Source organism: Pseudomonas sp. P5_B3, from assembly GCF_056400405.1.
In genome coordinates this window covers 83162-106017 of the sequence record NZ_JBFULI010000024.1, presented here as the reverse complement: position 1 = coordinate 106017, position 22856 = coordinate 83162, and the positions used below count along the sequence as shown (strand labels likewise).

The 22856-nt window shown below is 58.1% G+C and carries 20 protein-coding genes and 2 pseudogenes; 17 read left to right on the top strand and 5 right to left on the bottom strand.

Annotated elements, in window-relative coordinates; genetic code table 11:
• Window positions 1-234 (top strand): annotated as a pseudogene (locus AC1DRN_RS15905) (IS4 family transposase); the annotation flags it as partial.
• Between the two features lie 159 nt (window positions 235-393).
• Here the strand turns inward: AC1DRN_RS15905 and gltA are convergent.
• Window positions 394-1683 (bottom strand): citrate synthase, encoded by a 1290-nt coding sequence (gene gltA / locus AC1DRN_RS15900; protein WP_223463340.1) that lies wholly within the window; start codon window positions 1681-1683, stop codon window positions 394-396.
• 363 nt (window positions 1684-2046) lie between these two features.
• Here gltA and sdhC point away from each other — a divergent pair, with 363 nt between their 5' ends.
• From sdhC to AC1DRN_RS15840, 12 genes and pseudogenes are all read left to right on the top strand, one after another.
• Window positions 2047-2421, top strand: a complete 375-nt coding sequence (gene sdhC, locus AC1DRN_RS15895; RefSeq protein WP_033052382.1) for a succinate dehydrogenase, cytochrome b556 subunit — start codon at window positions 2047-2049, stop codon at window positions 2419-2421.
• Complete coding sequence (gene sdhD / locus AC1DRN_RS15890; RefSeq protein ID WP_095139417.1) at window positions 2415-2783, top strand: succinate dehydrogenase, hydrophobic membrane anchor protein; 369 nt, start codon at window positions 2415-2417, stop codon at window positions 2781-2783. The genes sdhC and sdhD overlap by 7 nt, the downstream gene beginning before the upstream one ends.
• A gap of 3 nt (window positions 2784-2786) precedes the next feature.
• A complete protein-coding gene (gene sdhA / locus AC1DRN_RS15885; protein ID WP_223463339.1) occupies window positions 2787-4559 on the top strand; it encodes a succinate dehydrogenase flavoprotein subunit in 1773 nt (590 codons plus the stop codon).
• 11 nt (window positions 4560-4570) lie between these two features.
• A complete protein-coding gene (locus tag AC1DRN_RS15880; RefSeq protein WP_003223007.1) occupies window positions 4571-5275 on the top strand; it encodes a succinate dehydrogenase iron-sulfur subunit in 705 nt (234 codons plus the stop codon).
• Between the two features lie 261 nt (window positions 5276-5536).
• A complete protein-coding gene (locus AC1DRN_RS15875) occupies window positions 5537-8368 on the top strand; it encodes a 2-oxoglutarate dehydrogenase E1 component (RefSeq protein WP_223463338.1) in 2832 nt (943 codons plus the stop codon).
• A gap of 42 nt (window positions 8369-8410) precedes the next feature.
• On the top strand, window positions 8411-9625 hold the full coding sequence (gene odhB, locus AC1DRN_RS15870) for a 2-oxoglutarate dehydrogenase complex dihydrolipoyllysine-residue succinyltransferase (protein ID WP_223463337.1): 1215 nt from the start codon (window positions 8411-8413) through the stop codon (window positions 9623-9625).
• A gap of 110 nt (window positions 9626-9735) precedes the next feature.
• Complete coding sequence (lpdA, locus tag AC1DRN_RS15865; RefSeq protein WP_223463336.1) at window positions 9736-11172, top strand: dihydrolipoyl dehydrogenase; 1437 nt, start codon at window positions 9736-9738, stop codon at window positions 11170-11172.
• Between the two features lie 196 nt (window positions 11173-11368).
• Complete coding sequence (gene sucC, locus AC1DRN_RS15860; protein ID WP_007919879.1) at window positions 11369-12535, top strand: ADP-forming succinate--CoA ligase subunit beta; 1167 nt, start codon at window positions 11369-11371, stop codon at window positions 12533-12535.
• Window positions 12535-13416 (top strand): succinate--CoA ligase subunit alpha, encoded by an 882-nt coding sequence (sucD, locus tag AC1DRN_RS15855; protein ID WP_003223019.1) that lies wholly within the window; start codon window positions 12535-12537, stop codon window positions 13414-13416. The genes sucC and sucD overlap by 1 nt, the downstream gene beginning before the upstream one ends.
• A 412-nt stretch (window positions 13417-13828) precedes the next feature.
• A complete protein-coding gene (gene brnQ / locus AC1DRN_RS15850; RefSeq protein ID WP_223463335.1) occupies window positions 13829-15142 on the top strand; it encodes a branched-chain amino acid transport system II carrier protein in 1314 nt (437 codons plus the stop codon).
• Window positions 15143-15420: 278 nt separating this feature from the next.
• A complete protein-coding gene (locus tag AC1DRN_RS15845; protein WP_223463334.1) occupies window positions 15421-16158 on the top strand; it encodes a DUF599 domain-containing protein in 738 nt (245 codons plus the stop codon).
• Window positions 16159-16164: 6 nt separating this feature from the next.
• Window positions 16165-16293: pseudogene (locus AC1DRN_RS15840) on the top strand (MAPEG family protein); the annotation flags it as partial.
• Between the two features lie 67 nt (window positions 16294-16360).
• On the opposite strand, the gene AC1DRN_RS15835 reads toward AC1DRN_RS15840, so the two are convergent.
• The gene (locus tag AC1DRN_RS15835; protein ID WP_223463333.1) at window positions 16361-16615 is read right to left on the bottom strand and encodes a hypothetical protein; all 255 of its coding nucleotides are present in this window, start codon (window positions 16613-16615) and stop codon (window positions 16361-16363) included.
• A gap of 158 nt (window positions 16616-16773) precedes the next feature.
• On the opposite strand from AC1DRN_RS15835, the gene AC1DRN_RS15830 reads away from it, so the two are divergent.
• The 4 genes from AC1DRN_RS15830 (at window position 16774) to AC1DRN_RS15815 (ending at window position 20481) form a co-directional block, all read left to right on the top strand.
• A complete protein-coding gene (locus AC1DRN_RS15830) occupies window positions 16774-17250 on the top strand; it encodes a PaaI family thioesterase (protein ID WP_223463332.1) in 477 nt (158 codons plus the stop codon).
• Window positions 17247-17699, top strand: a complete 453-nt coding sequence (locus AC1DRN_RS15825) for a PaaI family thioesterase (protein ID WP_223463331.1) — start codon at window positions 17247-17249, stop codon at window positions 17697-17699. Before AC1DRN_RS15830 ends, AC1DRN_RS15825 begins: the two co-directional genes overlap by 4 nt.
• An 81-nt stretch (window positions 17700-17780) precedes the next feature.
• The gene (gene htpG, locus AC1DRN_RS15820) at window positions 17781-19685 is read left to right on the top strand and encodes a molecular chaperone HtpG (protein WP_223463330.1); all 1905 of its coding nucleotides are present in this window, start codon (window positions 17781-17783) and stop codon (window positions 19683-19685) included.
• Window positions 19686-19752: 67 nt separating this feature from the next.
• On the top strand, window positions 19753-20481 hold the full coding sequence (locus AC1DRN_RS15815; RefSeq protein ID WP_223463329.1) for a dienelactone hydrolase family protein: 729 nt from the start codon (window positions 19753-19755) through the stop codon (window positions 20479-20481).
• 175 nt (window positions 20482-20656) lie between these two features.
• Here AC1DRN_RS15815 and AC1DRN_RS15810 read toward each other — a convergent pair whose 3' ends face one another.
• From AC1DRN_RS15810 to AC1DRN_RS15800, 3 genes are all read right to left on the bottom strand, one after another.
• Window positions 20657-21517 carry a pirin family protein gene (locus AC1DRN_RS15810; RefSeq protein WP_223463328.1) on the bottom strand — a complete coding sequence of 287 codons (861 nt, stop codon included), beginning with the start codon at window positions 21515-21517 and terminating at the stop codon, window positions 20657-20659.
• A 62-nt stretch (window positions 21518-21579) separates the two neighbouring features.
• A complete protein-coding gene (locus AC1DRN_RS15805; protein WP_223463327.1) occupies window positions 21580-21996 on the bottom strand; it encodes an OsmC family protein in 417 nt (138 codons plus the stop codon).
• 142 nt (window positions 21997-22138) lie between these two features.
• The gene (locus AC1DRN_RS15800) at window positions 22139-22852 is read right to left on the bottom strand and encodes a DUF3108 domain-containing protein (protein WP_223463326.1); all 714 of its coding nucleotides are present in this window, start codon (window positions 22850-22852) and stop codon (window positions 22139-22141) included.
• Window positions 22853-22856: the final 4 nt, after the last annotated feature.

Here is a 22856-nt window from a genome sequence, read left to right as displayed (position 1 = left end):
TACGAGGGCATGCAGATCGCACTGCCCTCGGATTACCTGACACTTCAAACGACCTCAGAAACGCTGGCAACACGACTGTTGGCGCTCGCCAGGAATATCAAGCCCAAGCAAGTGGCCAAAAGCCTACGTGGTCCCAAAATCGCCAAACCCAAGGAGTGGCTGGACGGCAAAGCTGCGCATGCTCATGTGTCGACGGATCGGGTGCTCAAGGCCCATAAAGGGAAAACACCTTGAAAGGGCTGGCTGTAAGAGCGGAACCATAAGAGGCCGTTACCGCAAAAACGGATATGTACACCATCAAAAAACCGCACAAACAAAAACGGCCTCCTGCTCTTTATATAAAAAGCAGAGGCCGTTCCCGGTACAACTCAACACGCTACAGCAAGACAGGTCTTACTTGCGGTCTTCCAGCTTGGTGATGTCACGCGACTCGTAGCCGGTGTACAACTGGCGCGGACGGCCAATCTTGTACGGGCTGGAGAGCATTTCCTTCCAGTGGGAGATCCAGCCGACGGTCCGCGCCAGGGCGAAGATCACGGTGAACATGCTGGTTGGAATGCCGATCGCCTTGAGGATGATCCCCGAGTAGAAGTCGACGTTCGGGTACAGCGAGCGCTCGATGAAGTACGGGTCGGTCAGGGCGATCTCTTCCAGGCGCATGGCCAGTTCGAGCTGCGGATCGTTCTGGATGCCCAGTTCCTTCAACACTTCGTCGCAGGTCTGCTTCATGACGGTGGCGCGCGGGTCGCGGTTTTTGTAAACGCGGTGACCGAAGCCCATCAGTTTGAACGGATCGTTCTTGTCCTTGGCCTTGGCGATGAACTTGTCGATGTTGGAAACATCGCCGATTTCATCGAGCATGGTCAGTACGGCTTCGTTTGCACCGCCGTGGGCAGGGCCCCACAGTGCAGCGATACCGGCGGCGATACAGGCGAACGGGTTGGCACCCGAAGAACCGGCCAGGCGCACGGTGGAAGTCGACGCGTTCTGCTCGTGGTCGGCGTGGAGGATGAAGATCCGGTCCATGGCCTTGGCGAGTACCGGGCTGATCGGTTTGATCTCGCACGGGGTGTTGAACATCATGTGCAGGAAGTTTTCCGCGTACGACAGGTCGTTGCGCGGGTACATCATGGGTTGGCCCATGGAGTACTTGTAAACCATCGCTGCCAGGGTCGGCATCTTGGCAACCAGGCGGATCGCGGAGATTTCGCGATGCTGCGGGTTCTTGATGTCCAGGGAGTCGTGGTAGAAGGCCGAGAGGGCACCGACTACGCCGCACATGACGGCCATCGGGTGGGCGTCGCGACGGAAGCCGTTGAAGAAGGTCTTCAGCTGCTCGTGGACCATGGTGTGGTTCTTCACGGTGCTGACGAACTGGGCCTTCTGTTCTGCGGTCGGCAGTTCGCCGTTGAGCAGCAGGTAGCAGGTCTCCAGATAGTCCGACTTCTCGGCCAACTGTTCGATCGGGTAGCCGCGGTGCAGCAGAATGCCGTTGTCGCCATCAATATAGGTGATCTTCGACTCACACGAGGCGGTCGACATGAAACCCGGGTCAAAGGTGAAACGGCCCGTGACCGTCAGGCCCCGAACATCGATAACATCGGGACCAACGGTGCCGGTTAAAATGGGCAGCTCGACGGGGGCTGCGCCCTCGATGATCAACTGCGCTTTTTTGTCAGCCATGTGGCCTCCTATTTATGCTTGAAATCATCAGACAGACCCCCCACGCAGGGCCCGCACCACTATAGTGAGATAAATTCGAATGTCAATTTGCCTAAAGTCTTGCTCCAGAAGGCTTTAACCGGACTTTTTCCTCGAAATTGACTGCCATTTACGCCTTTTATGTCAGTTGCGCAATCAGCTGTTTGGGTTAGGTGTTTGCGTTGTCATTAGTAGCCTAACTGTCTATACTCGGCCACCGACCGCCAAGGGCTTTTGGGCCTGCTTTATTGGGGGTCGCATCCCTGGGTGGTGGTTACCTGACCAGTGCACTCCCCAACAACTTTGCCCTGATTGTTAGGGGCTCTTCAGTGTGAAAAAAAAGCCGTGAAAAGCCAACGACCTGTAAACCTAGACCTAAGGACCATCAAACTCCCCATCACCGGCGTTACGTCGTTTCTTCACCGTGTTTCCGGCATCATCCTCTTCCTGGGCCTTGGCTTCATGCTTTATGCATTGGGCAAATCCCTGGGTTCCGAGGAAGGTTTTGCCGACGTGAAGGCAACCTTGACCAGCCCGCTGGCCAAGTTCGTAGCATGGGGCCTCCTGTCCGCTCTTCTTTATCACCTGGTAGCCGGTGTGCGCCACTTGATTATGGATATGGGCATCGGTGAGACGCTGGAAGGCGGCCGCCTGGGCTCGAAAATTATCATCGCCGTTTCCGTGGTGTTGATCGTTCTGGCAGGAGTTTGGATATGGTAACCAGCGTTACGAACCTTTCGCGTTCCGGTCTTTATGACTGGATGGCGCAACGTGTGTCTGCGGTCGTTCTCGCGGCTTATTTCATCTTCCTGATCGGCTACCTCGCGGTGAATCCGGGCATTGGCTATGAACAATGGCACGGCCTGTTCGCCCACAACGGGATGCGTATCTTCAGTCTGCTGGCCCTGGTGGCCCTGGGCGCTCACGCCTGGGTCGGCATGTGGACCATCGCGACCGACTACCTGACGCCGATGGCGCTGGGCAAGTCCGCGACTGCAGTGCGTTTCCTTTTCCAGGCAGTATGCGGCGTCGCGATGTTCGCTTACTTCGTCTGGGGTGTGCAGATTCTCTGGGGTATCTGATTCATGGCTAACATTCCAACGATTTCTTTCGACGCCATCATTATTGGTGGTGGCGGTGCCGGCATGCGCGCGGCGCTGCAACTGGCACAGGGCGGTCACAAGACTGCCGTGATCACCAAGGTTTTTCCGACCCGTTCGCACACTGTATCCGCTCAAGGCGGCATCACCTGCGCCATCGCGTCTGCTGACCCGAACGATGACTGGCGCTGGCACATGTACGATACCGTCAAGGGTTCCGACTACATCGGTGACCAGGACGCTATCGAATATATGTGTCAGGAAGGTCCGGCTGCCGTTTACGAGCTGGACCACATGGGCATGCCATTCTCGCGTACCGAGCAAGGCCGTATCTATCAGCGTCCGTTCGGTGGCCAGTCCAAGGACTACGGTAAAGGCGGCCAGGCTGCGCGTACTTGCGCTGCTTCCGACCGTACCGGTCACGCACTGCTGCACACCCTTTATCAGGGCAACCTGAAAGCCGGTACCGTGTTCCTGAACGAGTACTACGCTGTCGACCTGGTAAAAAACCAGGATGGCGCTTTCGTCGGCGTGATCGCGATCTGCATCGAAACCGGCGAAACCACCTACATCCGTGCCAAGGCCACCGTACTGGCCACCGGCGGTGCAGGTCGTATCTACGCTTCGACCACCAACGCCCTGATCAACACCGGTGACGGCGTTGGCATGGCGCTGCGTGCCGGCGTACCGGTGCAAGACATCGAAATGTGGCAGTTCCACCCGACCGGCATCGCCGGCGCTGGTGTACTGGTTACCGAAGGTTGCCGTGGTGAAGGTGGCTACCTGATCAACAAGCACGGCGAGCGTTTCATGGAGCGTTATGCTCCGAACGCCAAAGACCTTGCCGGTCGTGACGTTGTTGCCCGTTCGATGGTTAAGGAAATCATCGCCGGCAACGGTTGCGGTCCGAACGGCGACCACGTGATGCTCAAGCTCGACCACCTGGGCGAGGAAGTGCTGCACAGCCGTCTGCCAGGCATCTGCGAGCTGTCGAAGACTTTTGCGCACGTTGACCCGGTTGTTGCTCCGGTTCCGGTTGTTCCAACCTGCCACTACATGATGGGCGGCGTTGCCACCAACATTCACGGTCAGGCGATCACTCAGGACGCTGATGGCGTTGATGCCATCATTCCGGGCCTGTTCGCAGTAGGCGAAGTGGCTTGCGTATCGGTTCATGGTGCCAACCGTCTGGGCGGCAACTCGCTGCTCGACCTGGTGGTATTCGGCCGTGCTGCCGGCCTGCACCTGGAAAAGGCGCTGACCGACGGTATCGAATACGACGACGCCACCGACGCCGACATCAATGCGGCCCTGGCACGCCTGTCCGCTCTGAACGAGCGTACCGAAGGCGAAGACGTGGCTACCTTGCGTCGCGAGCTGCAAAACTGCATGCAGAACTACTTCGGTGTGTTCCGTACCGGCGAATACATGCAGAAGGGTATTGCCCAGCTGGCTGATCTGCGCAAGCGCATCGCCAACGTGAAGATCAACGATAAGTCGCAGGCGTTCAACACTGCGCGTATCGAAGCTCTGGAACTGCAGAACCTGCTGGAAGTGGCCGAAGCCACTGCCATCGCTGCAGAAGTACGTAAAGAGTCCCGTGGTGCTCACGCCCGTGAAGACTTCGAAGACCGTGACGACGAAAACTGGCTGTGCCACACCCTGTACTTCCCGGGTGACAAGCGCGTGACCAAGCGTGCCGTGAACTTCTCGCCGAAGACTGTTCCGACTTTTGAACCTAAGATTCGGACTTATTAAGGGTGGCCGCCATGTTGCAAGTCAGCGTTTATCGTTACAACCCTGATCAGGACGCCGCGCCGTTCATGCAGGAATTCCAGGTCGATACCGGTGGTAAAGACCTGATGGTGCTGGACGTACTGGCCCTGATCAAAGAGCAGGACGAAGGTTTCTCCTATCGTCGCTCTTGCCGTGAAGGTGTTTGCGGTTCCGACGGCATGAACATCAACGGCAAAAACGGCCTGGCGTGCATCACGCCGCTGTCTGCCGTCGTAAAAGGTAACAAGTTGATCGTTCGTCCGCTGCCAGGTTTGCCGGTTATCCGTGACCTGGTCGTCGATATGAGCATCTTCTACAAGCAATACGAGAAGGTTAAGCCATACCTGCAGAACGACACGCCGGCTCCGGCCATCGAGCGTCTGCAGTCCCCTGAAGAGCGTGAGAAGCTCGACGGTCTGTACGAGTGCATCCTGTGCGCCTGCTGCTCGACCTCTTGCCCGTCCTTCTGGTGGAACCCGGACAAGTTCCTGGGTCCAGCTGCTCTGCTGCAAGCGTACCGCTTCCTGGCAGACAGCCGTGACACCAAGACGTCCGAGCGTCTGGCTTCGCTGGATGACCCGTTCAGCGTATTCCGCTGCCGCGGGATCATGAACTGCGTCAACGTATGTCCGAAAGGCCTGAACCCGACTAAGGCCATCGGTCACATCCGTAACATGTTGCTCTCGAGCGGCGTGTGATTCAGCTGCTGTACCCGTAGGACCGCAATACCCGTAGATGCTACGGCGCAGGCTTCAACCGGCGCCGTAGTTTTAACCTGAGCAGCAGCTTAAAAGGCTGCGGCTCTTATTTTGAAGAAATGAGACAAGCAGGGGCATCCGGGCTGGTACCCGGACTATCAGTGTGATCCTAGTGGCTTGTTTTGGTCGCTGCATTCGGACTTCTGCAAGTTTGCTCGGTGTCGACGCCGATGGTGTTCCCCTAACCGAGGGTGACCAAGCATGCAAGAAAGCGTGATGCAGCGCATGTGGAACAGTGCCTACCTATCCGGTAGTAACGCTGCCTATGTGGAAGARCTCTACGAGCTCTACCTGCACGACCCTAACGCTGTGCCAGAAGAGTGGCGCACCTACTTCCAGAAGTTGCCTGCTGACGGCAACACTGCCACCGATGTTTCGCACTCCACAATTCGCGATCATTTCGTCTTGCTGGCAAAGAACCAGCGCCGCGCCCAACCGGTTTCCGCCGGCAGCGTGAGCAGTGAGCACGAGAAGAAGCAAGTTGAAGTGCTGCGATTGATCCAGGCCTACCGTATGCGTGGCCACCAGGCAGCCCAGCTTGACCCGCTGGGACTGTGGCAGCGTCCTGCACCTGCAGACCTGTCGATCAATCATTACGGCTTGACCAATGCCGATCTTGATACGACCTTCCGTGCCGGCGACCTGTTCATCGGCAAAGAGGAAGCGAGCCTACGCGAAATTCACGAAGCGTTGCAGCAGACATATTGCCGCACCATCGGCGCTGAATTCACGCATATCACCGATTCCGAGCAGCGTCAGTGGTTCCAGCAGCGTCTGGAAAGCGTGCGCGGTCGTCCGACGTACTCCGCCGACATCAAGAGCCACCTGCTCGAGCGCGTGACCGCCGGCGAAGGCCTGGAAAAATACCTGGGCACCAAATACCCGGGTACCAAGCGTTTCGGTCTGGAAGGCGGCGAGAGCCTGATTCCGATGCTCGACGAGCTGATCCAGCGTTCCGGTTCCTACGGCACCAAGGAAATCGTCATCGGCATGGCCCACCGTGGCCGTCTGAACGTGCTGGTCAACACCTTCGGCAAGAACCCGCGCGAGCTGTTCGACGAGTTCGAAGGCAAGAAGAAGGTCGAGCTGGGTTCCGGTGACGTCAAATACCACCAGGGCTTCTCGTCCAACGTGATGACCACTGGCGGTGAAGTTCACTTGGCGATGGCGTTCAACCCGTCCCACCTGGAAATCGTTTCCCCGGTGGTCGAGGGTTCGGTTCGCGCCCGTCAGGACCGTCGTAACGATCCTACAGGCGAGAAGGTTCTGCCGATCTCCATCCACGGTGACGCTGCATTCGCAGGTCAGGGCGTGGTCATGGAAACCTTCCAGATGTCGCAGACCCGCGGTTTCAAAACCGGCGGTACCGTGCACATCGTGATCAACAACCAGGTCGGTTTCACCATCAGCAACCCGCTGGACTCGCGCTCCACCGAGTACGCGACCGACGTTGCGAAAATGATCCAGGCGCCGATCCTCCATGTGAATGGCGATGATCCGGAAGCCGTATTGTTCGTGACTCAGCTGGCCATCGACTACCGCATGCAGTTCAAGCGTGACGTGGTGATCGACCTGGTCTGCTACCGTCGTCGCGGCCACAACGAGGCCGACGAGCCAAGCGGCACCCAGCCGATCATGTATCAGCAGATCACCAAGCAGCGCACCACCCGTGAGCTGTATGCCGATCGTCTGACCCAGGGTGGTGTGCTGGACGCAGAGCGTGTTCAGGCGAAAGTCGACGAATACCGCAACGCGCTGGACAACGGCCTGCACGTCGTGAAGAGCCTGGTCAAAGAGCCGAACAAAGAGCTGTTCGTGGACTGGCGTCCGTACCTGGGTCACACCTGGACCGCGCGTCACGACACTCGCTTCGACCTCAAGACCTTGCAGGAACTGTCCGCCAAGCTGCTGGAAATCCCGGAAGGCTTCGTGGTTCAGCGCCAGGTAGCGAAGATCTACGAAGATCGTCAGAAGATGCAAGCCGGCGGCCTGCCGATCAACTGGGGTTACGCCGAAACCATGGCGTACGCGACCCTGGCCTTCGAAGGTCACCCGATCCGCATGACTGGCCAGGACATCGGCCGCGGTACGTTCTCGCACCGTCATGCCGTGTTGCACAACCAGAAAGACGCGGGTACCTACATCCCGTTGCAGAACCTGTACGACGGTCAGCCGCGTTTCGACCTGTACGACTCGTTCCTGTCCGAAGAAGCGGTGCTGGCGTTCGAGTATGGTTACTCGACCACCACGCCGAATGCCCTGGTTCTCTGGGAAGCCCAGTTCGGCGACTTCGCCAACGGTGCCCAGGTGGTTATCGACCAGTTCATCACCAGTGGCGAGCACAAGTGGGGTCGCCTGTGCGGTCTGACCATGCTGCTGCCGCACGGTTATGAAGGTCAGGGGCCGGAGCACTCCTCGGCTCGTCTGGAGCGTTACCTGCAGCTGTGCGCCGAGCACAACATTCAGGTGTGCATGCCGACGACGCCGGCTCAGATCTACCATTTGCTGCGCCGTCAGGTGATTCGCCCGCTGCGCAAACCATTGGTAGTCCTGACTCCGAAGTCGCTGCTGCGCCACAAGCTGGCCATCTCGACGCTGGAAGATCTGGCCGAAGGTTCGTTCCAGACCGTTATTCCGGAAATCGATGCCCAAGACCCGAAAAAGGTCGAGCGCGTTGTTCTGTGTAGCGGCAAGGTCTACTACGACCTGCTGGAAAAACGCCGTGCCGAAGGTCGTGACGACATCGCTGTCGTGCGTATCGAGCAGTTGTACCCGTTCCCTGAGGACGACTTGAAAGAAGTCCTGGCGCCTTACACCAACGCCAAGCATGCCGTCTGGTGTCAGGAAGAGCCGATGAACCAGGGGGCGTGGTACTGCAGCCAACACCACATGCGTCGCAGCATCAGCAACCTCAACAAGTCTCTCGTACTCGAGTACGCGGGCCGTGAGGCTTCTGCTGCACCAGCATGCGGTTACGCATCGATGCACGCCGAACAGCAGGAACAACTGCTGCAAGACGCCTTTACTGTTTAACGCCTTCGCGCACCTGAAACCGAATTTAAGGAACCACAGACAATGGCTATCGAGATCAAAGCCCCCACTTTCCCGGAATCGGTTGCCGATGGCACCGTTGCCACCTGGCACAAAAAACCGGGCGACGCCGTCAAGCGTGATGAGCTGATCGTCGACATCGAAACCGACAAGGTCGTGCTGGAAGTCCTGGCCACCGCTGACGGCGTGCTGGGCGCGATCATCAAGAACGAAGGCGACACTGTTCTGTCCGACGAAGTACTGGGCTCCATCGGCGAAGGCAGTGGCGCCGCCGCTCCAGCCGCTGCTGCTCCAGCGGCTGCCGCTGCTCCAGCTGCCGCCGAAGGCGAAGACGATCCTGTTGCTGCTCCAGCTGCCCGCAAGCTGGCTGAAGAGAACGGCATCAACATCGCTTCCGTTGCCGGCACAGGCAAAGGCGGTCGCGTGACCAAGGAAGACGTGGTTGCAGCCGTTGCTGCCAAGAAAGCCGCTCCGGCTGCCGCGCCTGCCAAGGCTGCTGCACCTGCCGCCGCTGCTCCGGTGTTCGCTGCTGGCGAGCGCATCGAGAAGCGCGTACCGATGACCCGCGTGCGGGCCACCGTTGCCAAGCGTCTGGTTGAAGCTCAATCGAACATGGCGATGCTGACCACTTTCAACGAAGTCGACATGACCGAAGTCATGGCGCTGCGCTCGAAGTACAAGGATCTGTTCGAGAAGTCCCACAACGGCGTGCGCCTGGGCTTCATGTCGTTCTTCGTGAAAGCGGCCACCGAAGCGCTGAAACGCTTCCCGGCTGTCAACGCGTCGATCGACGGCGGCGACATCGTTTACCACGGCTACGCTGACGTCGGCGTTGCAGTTTCCAGTGATCGCGGCCTGGTTGTACCGGTTCTGCGTAACGCCGAACTGATGAGCCTGGCTGAAATCGAAGGCGGCATCGCCACCTTCGGCAAGAAAGCCCGCGACGGCAAACTGTCGATGGACGAAATGACCGGTGGTACTTTCACCATCACCAACGGTGGTACTTTCGGTTCGATGATGTCGACCCCGATCGTCAACCCGCCACAAGCAGCCATCCTGGGCATGCACAACATTCTGCAGCGCCCTATGGCGATCAACGGTCAAGTCGTTATCCGTCCGATGATGTACCTCGCTCTGTCCTACGATCACCGTTTGATCGACGGCAAAGAAGCTGTGACCTTCCTGGTTACCATCAAGAACCTGCTGGAAGACCCGGCTCGTTTGCTGCTGGATATCTGATTTCGTTGCACGGGCCGCTCAGCGATGGACGGCCCTTCTGTAATGACCAGCTTCGTCCCACGACGGTCCCCAAAAGGGGCCGTCCGGTTTGATTCGAGAAGGAATGACACATGACTCAGAAATTCGACGTGGTAGTGATTGGCGCGGGCCCTGGCGGCTACGTGGCTGCCATTAAAGCAGCGCAACTGGGCCTCTCCACTGCCTGCATCGAGAAGTACACCGACAAGGAAGGCAAACTGGCTCTGGGCGGTACTTGCCTGAACGTCGGCTGCATTCCATCCAAGGCCCTGCTGGACAGCTCGTGGAAATTCCACGAGGCCCAGGACGGTTTCGCGATCCACGGTATCAATCACGCTGGCGTGACCATGGACGTGCCAGCGATGGTCGGCCGTAAAGCCAACATCGTCAAAGGCCTGACCTCCGGCGTTGCGACCCTGTTCAAAGCCAACGGTGTGACCTCCATCGAGGGTCACGGCAAGCTGCTGGCCGGCAAGAAAGTCGAAGTCACCAAGCCAGACGGCTCGGTAGAAATCATCGAAGCCGAAAACGTCATCCTGGCTCCAGGTTCGCGTCCGATCGACATTCCGCCAGCTCCGGTTGACCAGAATGTGATCGTCGATTCGACTGGCGCCCTGGAATTCCAATCCGTGCCTAAGCGTCTGGGCGTGATCGGCGCTGGCGTGATCGGTCTGGAACTGGGTTCGGTCTGGTCGCGTCTGGGTGCAGAAGTGACTGTCCTGGAAGCCCTGGACACCTTCCTGATGGCAGCGGACACCGCTGTTTCCAAGGAAGCGCTGAAAACCCTGACCAAGCAAGGTCTGGACATCAAGCTGGGCGCTCGCGTAACCGGTTCCAAAGTGAACGGCGACGAAGTCGTGGTGAACTACACCGATGCCAAGGGCGAACAGAACATCACTTTCGACAAGCTGATCGTAGCCGTTGGTCGCCGTCCGGTGACCACTGATCTGCTGGCTGCCGACTGCGGCGTGACCCTGGACGAGCGCGGTTTCGTGCACGTTGACGATCACTGCGCCACCACCGTACCGGGCGTTTACGCCATCGGCGACGTGGTTCGCGGCATGATGCTGGCGCACAAGGCCTCGGAAGAGGGCATCATGGTTGTCGAGCGCATCAAGGGCCACAAGGCCCAGATGAACTATGATTTGATCCCTTCGGTTATTTATACTCACCCGGAAATCGCGTGGGTCGGTAAAACCGAGCAGGCCTTGAAAGCTGAAGGCGTTGAAGTTAACGTCGGCACCTTCCCGTTCGCAGCCTCTGGCCGTGCCATGGCTGCCAACGACACCGGTGGTTTCGTCAAGGTCATCGCAGATGCCAAGACAGACCGCGTACTGGGCGTCCACGTGATTGGCCCAAGCGCTGCAGAACTGGTTCAGCAGGGCGCGATCGGTATGGAGTTCGGCACCAGCGCTGAAGACTTGGGCATGATGGTTTTCTCCCATCCGACCCTGTCCGAAGCCTTGCACGAAGCTGCTTTGGCTGTGAATGGCGGCGCCATCCACATCGCCAACCGCAAGAAGCGTTAAGACAATAAGAAACCACGGCGGAATGGCCCGTCGTGAGCCTTGCATGCAAGACTCACCGCGGAATATCCGCTGGACGCAGTCTTGCATAGCTGCACCGGGTATCCGGAAAGGCTATGCAAGCAGCAGTCACAGGTGGTGCGGCACTTGAATGAGTGCAGCACCGAATGCGCAGTACCTAACGAAGACGGTAATAAGCATGAATCTTCACGAGTATCAGGGTAAGCAGCTGTTCGCTGAGTACGGCCTGCCAGTTTCCACCGGTTACGCGGTAGACACCCCGGAAGCAGCAGCAGAAGCTTGCGACAAAATCGGCGGCAGCGAGTGGGTTGTCAAAGCCCAGGTCCACGCCGGTGGTCGCGGTAAAGCGGGCGGCGTAAAGCTGGTTCGCAGCAAAGAAGATGCCAAGGCATTCGCACAGCAGTGGCTGGGCAAGCGTCTGGTGACTTACCAGACTGACGCCAATGGTCAGCCAGTCACCAAGATCCTGGTTGAATCGTGCACTGATATCGCTAAAGAGCTGTACCTGGGCGCTGTCGTTGACCGTTCGAGCCGTCGTATCGTGTTCATGGCTTCCACCGAAGGTGGCGTGGACATCGAGAAAATCGCTCACGACACTCCAGAAAAAATTCTGAAAGCCACTATCGATCCACTGGTTGGCGCTCAGCCATTCCAGGGTCGCGAACTGGCATTCCAGTTGGGTCTGGAAGGCAAGCAGGTTGCTCAGTTCGCCAAGATCTTCGTAGGTCTGGCCAAGCTGTTCAAGGATCACGACCTGGCCCTGCTGGAAGTGAACCCGCTGGTGATCAAGGCTGACGGCGATCTGCACTGCCTGGACGCCAAGATCAACATCGATGCCAACGCCATGTACCGTCAGCCTAAGCTGAAGACTTTCCACGATCCGTCGCAAGACGATCCGCGCGAAGCGCACGCTGCCAAGTTCGAACTGAACTATGTAGCGCTGGAAGGCAACATCGGTTGCATGGTCAACGGTGCTGGCCTGGCCATGGGTACCATGGACATCGTCAACCTGCATGGCGGCAAGCCAGCCAACTTCCTCGACGTAGGTGGTGGCGCTACCAAAGAACGCGTAACTGAAGCGTTCAAGATCATCCTGTCCGACACCAACGTCGCTGCAGTACTGGTCAACATCTTCGGCGGCATCGTTCGCTGCGACATGATTGCCGAAGGCATCATCGGCGCTGTGAAAGAAGTCGGCGTGAAAATCCCGGTTGTTGTTCGCCTCGAAGGCAACAACGCTGAGCTGGGCGCTAAAGTACTGGCAGAAAGCGGTTTGAACATCATCGCTGCTACCAGCCTGACCGACGCTGCTCAACAAGTTGTCAAAGCTGCGGAGGGCAAATAATGAGCGTCCTGATCAATAAAGACACCAAAGTTATCTGCCAGGGTATTACCGGTTCGCAAGGTAGTTTCCACACCCAGCAAGCCATCGAATACGGCACCAAGATGGTCGGTGGCGTAACTCCAGGCAAAGGCGGCACCGAGCACCTGGGTCTGCCAGTGTTCAACACCGTTAAAGACGCAGTAGCGGCCACTGGCGCTACCGCCAGCGTGATCTACGTTCCGGCTCCTTTCTGCAAAGACTCGATCCTGGAAGCGGCTTTCGGCGGCATCAAGCTGATCGTCTGCATCACCGAAGGCATTCCTACCCTGGACATGCTGGACGCTAAAGTTAAGTGCGACGAGCTGGGTGTTACCCTGATCGGCCCTAACTGCCCAGGCGTGATCACCCCAGGCGAGTGCAAGATCGGCATCATGCCAGGTCACATTCACTTGCCAGGCAAGGTCGGTATCGTTTCCCGTTCCGGCACCCTGACCTACGAAGCTGTGAAGCAGACTACTGACGCCGGTTTCGGTCAGTCGACTTGCGTCGGCATCGGTGGTGACCCGATCCCGGGTTCGAACTTCATCGACATCCTGAAGCTGTTCCAGGAAGACCCGAAGACCGAAGCGATCGTGATGATCGGTGAGATCGGCGGTTCGGCTGAAGAAGAAGCGGCTGCCTACATCAAGGCACACGTGACCAAGCCGGTTGTTTCCTACATCGCTGGTGTGACTGCTCCTCCGGGCAAGCGCATGGGCCATGCTGGCGCAATCATCTCTGGCGGCAAAGGCACTGCAGACGAGAAATTCGCTGCTCTGCAAGACGCAGGCGTTAAAACCGTGCGTTCGCTGGCAGACATCGGCAAGGCCCTGGCCGAGCTGACTGGTTGGGCTGTCAAGTAAGCCTCGCGCTTGACTGACGCTTCACCAAACAAAGGCCACCTTAGGGTGGCCTTTGTCGTTTCCGGGATTTGTGTGTTGTTTGGCAGGGCCTCATCGCGAGCAAGCTCGCTCCCACAGGATTTGTGAACACTCGAGATCTATTGTGGGAGCGAGCTTGCTCGCGATGACGGACTTACAGGCCCCACCCATTTACATGCAGAAACGCGACATGGAAGTGTCGTAGATCGGAATGTTCGCCCTCTAACAGTGCGTTTCTCGTCCAAATTCGTTAGGCTACTCGCCATTTTTGCGTCCGCGGCCCACAAGGCGGCAACGCGCTAAAAGGGTTGGTCTTATACGGACCGACAGCATTTCCCTCACCCATAGGGAAATCCCTCTCTAAATTCCGATTCAGTAGTGTGGTATTTCCTTAATGAAAGTGTTGAAAGGCCAGGACATCCTGGCACTTGGTTTTATGACGTTTGCCCTGTTCGTCGGGGCTGGCAACATCATCTTCCCGCCTATCGTCGGTTTGCAGTCCGGGCCCAATGTCTGGATGGCGGCGCTGGGCTTTCTGGTCACCGCGGTCGGTCTGCCGGTGATCACCGTTGTTGCGCTGGCCAAAGTCGGTGGGGCAATGGATGCATTGAGCAGCCCGATCGGTAAAGTGGCTGGCGGCCTGTTGGCGGCTGCCTGCTATCTGGCCGTAGGGCCACTGTTCGCGACGCCACGTACCGCCACGGTATCGTTCGAAGTGGGCCTGGCGCCGCTGACCGGCGAGAGCCCGCTGGCGTTGTTCCTGTACAGCTCGGTGTACTTTCTGCTGGTGTTCTTCATCTCGTTGTATCCGGGCCGTTTGCTGGATACGGTAGGGCGCTTCCTCGCGCCGCTGAAGATTATCGCCCTGGCCGTTCTCGGCATCGCAGCATTCGCCTTGCCGGCCGGTGACATTGGTCAAGCAACCCCTGAATACGTGGCTGCACCGTTTTCCCAAGGCTTCATCAATGGTTACCTGACCATGGATACCCTGGGCGCCCTGGTGTTCGGCATCGTCATCGTCAACGCCATCCGTTCCCGCGGTGTCGAGTCGCCCGCACTGATCACCCGTTACGCGATCATTGCCGGCCTGATTGCCGGTGTGGGTCTGGCGCTGGTTTACGTCAGCCTGTTCCGTCTCGGTTCGGGCAGCCATGAAGTGGCCGCTGGCGCTACCAATGGCGCGGCGGTATTGCATGCTTACGTGCAGCACACCTTCGGATCGCTAGGTAGTGGTTTCCTTGCCGTGCTGATCTCACTGGCGTGCCTGGTGACCGCGGTCGGCCTGACCTGTGCCTGCGCCGAGTACTTCAGCCAAGTGCTGCCACTGTCCTACAAGACGCTGGTCATCATCCTTGCTGCATTCTCCCTGCTGGTGTCCAACCTGGGCCTGACCAAGCTGATTGCGTTCTCGATCCCGGTACTGACCGCGATCTACCCGCCGTGCATCGTTCTGGTGGCGTTGAGCTTCTGCAAGGACTTCTGGCATGAGCAGGGTCGTATCCTCGGCCCGGTCATGCTGGTGTCGTTCATCTTCGGCCTGATCGACGCCCTCAAGGGTGCAGGCCTGGCGGACTGGATGCCGACGCAAATGGCCCACCTGCCGCTGAGCGAGCAGGGCCTGGCCTGGCTGGTGCCGTCGGTGATGACGCTGGTCGTCGCAGTGGTTTGCGATCGCCTGCTGGGCAAGCGCGCCGAAGCCTTGGCTTAAGTCGCTTCACGGCCCGCCACAAGCGGGTTTTGAGCAGAAACAGAAATGCCCCGTATCAATCGATACGGGGCATTTTTTATGGGCATCAGGCAGTGTCTTTTTTCTTAGACTAACGTCGAAACACTGCAAAACCCTTTGTGGGAGCGAGCTTGCTCGCGATGGGGGCAGTACATTCAATATTGATGTCGGCTGACCCGCCGCCATCGTCGGAACGCCGCCCGGAGCAAGCTCGCTCCCACAGGGTCTGTGTAATCCGCATTTAAATCACAAGGACCTGCATGTCGTTCATCCAAGCCAACCTGATCCACATTCTTGCCGCTATCTGGTTCGTTATCTGCTGGGGCGGTTACACCCGCTATGCCACATGGAAGGGCCGTGATACGGCGTGCCTGGCCAGTGTTCTGCATCTTTATCGCGAAGACTGGATGCGCCGCATGCTGTTGCGCGACAACCGCATCGCCGATGCCAGCGTGATCGGCAATCTGGAGCGCAACGCTTCGTTCTTCGCCTCGAGTACGTTGATTATCCTGGCCGGTATTCTCACGGTGTTGGGGGCTTCGGAGCGGGCGGTATCGTTGCTGGCGGATATCCCGATGGTGCAGCAGGCTTCCCAGGGCATGTCGGAAATCAAGTTGCTGTGCCTGGCGCTGGTGTTTGTCTATGCGTTCTTCACGTTCAGCTGGTGCATGCGCCAGTACAACTTTGCAGCGATACTGGTGGGGTCGGCGCCGATGGTCGGTGAACGCCATGTGTCCGAGCAGGAGCGCAAGGCCTTTGCCGCCCGTGCCGCCCGTGTCATCTCCATGGCCGCCAACCAGTTCAACTTTGGCCTGCGCTCTTATTACTTCGGCATGACCATGCTGGCCTGGTTCGTTAGTCCATGGCTGTTCATGTTGATGAGTGCCGGCGTGGTCTTCGTATTGTATCGCCGCGAGTTTCACTCCGACGTTCTCGATGTGATGGTCTATACCCCTACAGAGGCGCCATTGTCCGAGATGAATAAAGAGGCTGCCTGATCGGGCGCCCGCGCTGGCTATCCAGTGTGTTACTGGAAAGAGCTGGTCTGGCAAAGCAGTCTGGTTTGGCTGGTGGGATTAATCTGTTCTTTGTTGTTGATGATTAGTCCGACTTTTCGAACGTTTTTGCTCTAAGCGCTTTTCTGAAGACAAAAGAAAACCCGCACTTGGCGGGTTTTCTTTCATCACGCAAAAAAGCGGATTAGTACTTAGGCGCTTGCGGAGCGGCTGGAGCGGCCTCTTTTGGCGCTTCGGCGTTCGATTCAGTCTGATTTTTGGCGGCTTCGGCGTTTTCTTTCGCCGCGTCGTTCACTTTATCCTGAGCTTCGTTCATTTTTTGCTGGGCTTGCTCAGCATGTTGGTTAGCATCTTGAGCTTTGTCCTCGGATTTTTTATCGCAGGCAGCGAGACCGAGGGAAGCGGTCAGCATCAAGGCAATAGCTAAAGTCTTACGCATGGGGTGTTTCTCCTGATGAAAAGCATCTACTGGCCTTAAGAACCCAAGTATCAGCGTTAAGTTCCTCAATTCTTTCAGATATATAAGTTTGTTCTAATGCGGAACTTTTACCCGGACCGCCACTGCACTGTACGGATTTAAACAAGAGTTTTTATCAAATGGCTGAAAACCCCGTTTTTGAGCGTGCGACGCGCTTTCTGTCGGCGCTGCGACATTGTCAGGTACTTGGACTAAGCGTTCACAGCGCCAGCAGCGAAGGGCTGACGATTGTGCTGCCGTACAGCCTGCAGATCGTCGGCAATCCTGAAACCGGGGTGATTCATGGCGGGGCGCTGACCTCGCTGATGGACACGGCCTGTGGCATGGCGACGCTCTGCGTACTCCCGGAGTTCGAGGTCTGTCCGACCCTCGACCTGCGCATCGACTACATGCACGCCGCCGAGCCCCATAAGGATGTCTACGGCTTTGCCCAGTGCTATCGGGTCACCACCGACGTGATTTTTGCCCGTGGCTTCGCCTATCAGGACGACCCCGGGCAACCCATTGCCCATGTGGTGGGCACTTTCATGCGCATGGGCAAGGGCATCAAGGGTGCCAAGGGCTTTGGTGGCGTGGTTGCCGGAGGTGCGCAATGAGCGATTCTCTGAAGGACCAATTGCAAAAGGCCCATGAGCAGGGCGATTACGCCTTGCTGCTGGATTTGATTCCCTATGCCCGGCTGATCGGCGTCGAATGTTCACGGGTGGGAGATGAGCTGCTGTTCAAGCTGCCAGCGAACAAGGACAACATTGGTAACCCTTTGTTACCGGCGATTCATGGCGGTGTGATCGCCGGGTTCATGGAGCTGGCCGCGGCGCTGCACCTGTTGGTGCTTACCGGAACGCCCGGCGTGCCGAAGATCATCGACTTCTCCCTGGATTACCTGCGCACCGGGCAGTTTCGCGATACCTGGGCCCGATGCCAGGTTTGCCGTCAGGGCCGCCGGGTCGCCAACGTGGCGATTACCGCCTGGCAAAGCACTGAGGCCGAACCCATTGCCACGGCCCGCGCACATTTCAAACTCGAAGAGCCCTTGAAATCCTGAACAGAGCCCCAAACTCTGAGGACAACCCGCCGTCGAACCTCAAGGTTGCGGCTTAAGCCATCTGATTGGAGTTTGATGACCATGAGTGTGGAAACTCAAAAGGAAACCCTGGGCTTCCAGACCGAGGTGAAGCAACTGCTGCATCTCATGATCCATTCGCTGTATTCCAACAAGGAAATTTTCCTTCGCGAATTGATCTCGAACGCCTCTGACGCTGTCGACAAGTTACGTTTCGAAGCCCTGGCCAAGCCAGAGCTGCTGGAAGGTGGCGCCGAACTTAAAATCCGCGTGAGCTTCGACAAGGACGCTAAAACCGTCACCCTCGAAGACAACGGTATCGGCATGAGCCGCGAAGATGCGATCACCCACCTGGGCACCATCGCCAAGTCCGGCACCGCCGATTTCATGAAGCACCTGACCGGCGACCAGAAGAAAGACTCGCACCTGATCGGCCAGTTCGGTGTCGGTTTCTACTCCGCATTCATCGTCGCCGACAAAGTCGATGTATTCAGTCGTCGTGCCGGCAGCGCTGCCAGCGAAGGCGTGCACTGGTCGTCCAAGGGCGAGGGTGACTTCGAAGTTGCGACCATCGACAAGGCTGAACGCGGCACTCGCATCGTCCTGCACCTGAAATCCGGTGAAGACGAGTTCGCCGATGGCTGGCGCCTGCGCAACATCATCAAGAAGTACTCCGACCACATCGCCTTGCCGATCGAGCTGCCGAAAGAAGTGGCCGCTGCCGAAGGCGAAGAGAAGCCGTCCGTTGAATGGGAGACCGTCAACCGCGCCAGCGCCCTGTGGACCCGTCCGCGTACCGAGATCAAGGACGAGGAGTACCAGGAGTTCTACAAGCACATCGCTCACGATTTCGAAAACCCGTTGAGCTGGAGCCACAACAAGGTCGAAGGCAAGCTGGAATACAGCTCGCTGCTGTACGTGCCGAGCCGCGCTCCGTTCGATCTGTACCAGCGTGAAGCGCCGAAAGGCCTGAAGCTGTACGTGCAGCGTGTGTTCGTCATGGATCAGGCCGAGTCCTTCCTGCCGCTGTACCTGCGCTTCATCAAAGGCGTGGTCGACTCCAACGACCTGTCGCTGAACGTGTCGCGGGAAATCCTGCAGAAAGACCCGATCATCGATTCCATGAAGTCGGCACTGACCAAGCGCGTTCTGGACATGCTGGAAAAACTGGCGAAGAACGAGCCAGAGCAATACAAAGGCTTCTGGAAAAACTTCGGTCAGGTCATGAAAGAAGGCCCGGCAGAAGATTTCGCCAACAAGGAAAAAATCGCCGGCCTGCTGCGTTTCGCATCGACCCATGGCGACGATGGCGAGCAGGTTGTTGGCCTGGCCGAATACCTCGCGCGCGCCAAGGAAGGACAGGACAAGATCTACTACCTGACCGGCGAAACCTACGCGCAGGTCAAAAACAGCCCGCACCTGGAAGTCTTCCGCAAGAAAGGCATCGAAGTGCTGCTGTTGACCGACCGCATCGACGAGTGGCTGATGAGCTACCTCAGCGATTTCGACGGCAAGAGCTTTGTCGACGTGGCGCGCGGTGACCTGGACCTCGGCAACCTGGACTCGGAAGAGGACAAGAAGGCTGCGCAAGAAGTCGCCAAGGCGAAAGAAGGTCTGGTCGAGCGTCTGAAGACCGCCCTGGGCGAGTCCGTTGCGGAAGTTCGGGTGTCCCATCGCCTGACCGACTCGCCGGCGATCCTGGCCATCGGCGAGCAGGACCTGGGCTTGCAGATGCGCCAGATCCTGGAAGCCAGCGGCCAGAAGGTTCCGGATTCGAAGCCGATCTTCGAATTCAACCCGGCTCACCCGCTGATCGAGAAGCTCGACAACGAGCAGAGTGACGAGCGCTTCGGCGACCTGTCGCACATCCTCTTCGATCAGGCGGCCCTGGCGGCCGGCGACAGTTTGAAAGATCCGGCGGCCTATGTGCGCCGTCTGAACAAGCTATTGGTTGAACTGTCGGCTTAACCGTGTTGCAGAAAAACCCGCTTCGGCGGGTTTTTTCATTCTGGTGTTCAACAATCAGGAGTCAGAAATGAGCCAAATCACAGTACGTTCCGTTGCCTACCAGATCGATGGCCAGGCTTACGAAAGCCGTCTGGCCTTCGATGCCGACCTTAAAGGCCCGCGTCCGGGTTTGTTGATGGCGCCGAACTGGATGGGCGTCAGCGCCGGTGCCGAGGAGATCGCCAAATCGGTGGCCTCCAAGGGGTATGTGGTGTTGATCGCAGACCTTTACGGTCAATCGGTTCGACCGACGAACAATGACGAGGCCGGCGCGGCCATGATGCCGTTGAAGAATGACCGCCCATTGCTGCGCAAGCGCATGCAGGTGGCGTTCGAGCAGCTGCAGAGTCAGGGTGAAGTGGCTGTCGATACTTCGAAACTGGCCACTTTCGGTTTCTGCTTCGGTGGCTGCTGCGCCTTGGAGCTCGCCCGTACCGGCGCGCCGGTGAAGGCCGCGGTATCGTTCCACGGCACGCTGGACACACCGAATCCGGCCGATGCGAAAAACATCAAGGGTAAGGTCCTGGTGCTGCACGGTGCTTCCGATCCATTGGTGCCGAAAGAGCAATTGCCGGCATTCGAAGATGAAATGAACGCGGCGGGTGTGGACTGGCAGTTGCTGAGCTATGGCGGTGCGTTCCACTCGTTCACCGACCCGCACGCCAAGGTGCCGGGCATGATGATGTATGACGCGAAGGTCGCGGCCCGCGCGTTCACGTCGATGCATAACTTGCTGGATGAAGTGTTCGAGGGCTGACTGCGGTTTTCAGTTAACGCTTGGCCGGTGTAAGTGCCGGCCTCATCGTCGGAGCGCCGCCCGGAGCAAGCTCGCTCCCACAGGGGAATGGTGTCGTACGCAGTTCTTGCAGTCGACTCGGTCAACTGTGGGAGCGAGCTTGCTCGCGATGGCAATTGAATGAACGACGCTAAGCCTAAGGCAGTTCGATCCGCTCGCTTTCCCCCGGCACCGTCGGCCAGTCCCCGGCTGCCCAGCGCCGGCGAGCTTCATCAATTGCAGCCGGATCGCTCGCGACAAAATTCCAGTTGATCCGCCGTGGCCCGTCCAGCGGAGCACCGCCAAACAACACGGCGTGACTGTCGCTTTCAGCAAACAGCGTCATCTCTTCCCCGGCAGGCAGTACCACCAGTGAATGCGGCTCCAGCGGCTCGCCATCCAGTTGCACTTCGCCGCTCAACACATACAGCGCACGTTCTTCATGCTCGGTGGGGATCAGTAATGTCGTCGCCGTTTGCAGGTGCAGTTCCGCGTACAGCGTAGGCGAAAGCACCGGCACTGGTGATTCCAGGCAAAAGCCCGCCCCGGCAATCATGCGAATCTTCACTCCCAGGTTTTCGCTGACCGGCAATGTGGACGCCGGATGGTGGCTGTAGTGCCCAGGACCTTGTTCTTTATCCTTGGGCGAAGCCAGCCAGATTTGCAAGCCGTGCATCGTGAAGCCGCTTTGTTTCAGGGCCTCAGGCGTGCGTTCTACGTGGGCGATGGCGCTGCCGGCCGTCATCCAGCTGACATCGCCAGTCCCGACCACTTGATCGGAACCGAGGCTGTCCTTGTGCTGGATTTGCCCCTGGAACAAGTAGGTGAGGGTAGACAGGCCAATGTGCGGATGCTGGCGGATGTTCATGCCTTTGCCCGGTGGATAACGGGTTTCCAGCATGTGGTCGAAAAACACGAATGGCCCGACGTTGCGGCACTTGGCCGATGGCAACGGGCGGAGAATCGGCTGGCCTTCGACATCTTCGGGGCGGGGGCGGATCACGAGCGGAGTGTTCATGGTGCGTTCCAGGCTGAGCGGGTGATGCGTTCGAGCATAACCCGCTTGCGCAGCCCTTGCCGCTATTGGCTGAACGCGCCTTCGGACAAATGCGTCTCGATGCTCACTTCAGACGTGGTCATCAGCTTGTGGATCGGGCAGCGATCGGCCACGCGATGCAGTTCTTCGCGCTGGGCGTCGGTGAGTACGCCCTTGAGGGTCAGTTTGACGTGCAGCGCGTATTGGCCTTTCTGTTCCTGACTGTTGTCGCGCTTGACCTCCACACCGACACCGGTCAAAGGGATGTTCTTCTTTTTGGCATACAGCTTCAGGGTCAGGGCTTTGCAGGCACCCAGCGCTGCATCGAAATAATCGTGCGGCTCCGGTGCCGAGCCTTCACCACCCGCCGTGACGGGCACGTCGGCGAAGAGTTCATGGTCATCGATCTGGACGGTGTGGCGAAAGCCTTCGGCAGAAACGGTGTTGACAGTAACGGTCATGGGAAACCTCGCAGGTATCAGGAAAACTCATTCGATCAAAAAAGACCTTGAAGGTATAGAGCCATCGCGCTTGTCGGGTGTTCCAATTTTCGAGCCCACAAAAAAGCCCCGCGATTGCGGGGCTTCATGGTTTCGATCCGGATCAGCTGCCTTTGACTGCCTTGCCGTTGACCGTGCCGTCCAGGAGCATGATGTTGTACTCCTTGCCGTCGGTTTCGACTTGTTGGAGGCGAACCAGCAGGTAATCCCAATCCTTGGCGAACCACATCACAGTGATGCGTTTGTTTTGTGTCGGGTCGCGTACACGTTCAACCTTGATCGCATCGATCTTGCCGGCCTTGGTGTCGACCTTTTCAGCGCCCAGAACGCGGAAGTCATAGGTGTCGACTTCATTGCCGTCGACCACCTGATAACTCATGCTTTTCTTGCCCGCGGCAACGTCTTGCTGCAAGGCCAATTGGTAGGTGGATTTGTCGAGCATGCCGCGGTTCAGCGCAACCTTGACTGCGTCGCCGCGATCGGTGCCGGTGATCACTTTGGTGTTCCAGTCGAAATCCAGATCCGATTTCTTGGCCTTGCCCAAACCGCCACGTTCAAAGTGGTACGACTCTGGAAGTAGCGTGTCCTTGTCCGGGGTCAGCGTGCTTTCCTCGGACAGGCTGGCGATCATCATCGACGCCTTGAAACTCAGTTTCCATTTGCCGTCGCCGGTTTTTTCGAGGCTGCGCTCGGCAGTGCCACTCATGGGCAACTGTTTCCAGTCGGCGGTGTAGCTGGCGGAGAAGGGTTGAAGGTCTGCCGCCTGGGCGAAGGGCAAGGCGAGCAGAGCGCAAGCGAAGAGCAGGGCGCGACGCATAAAA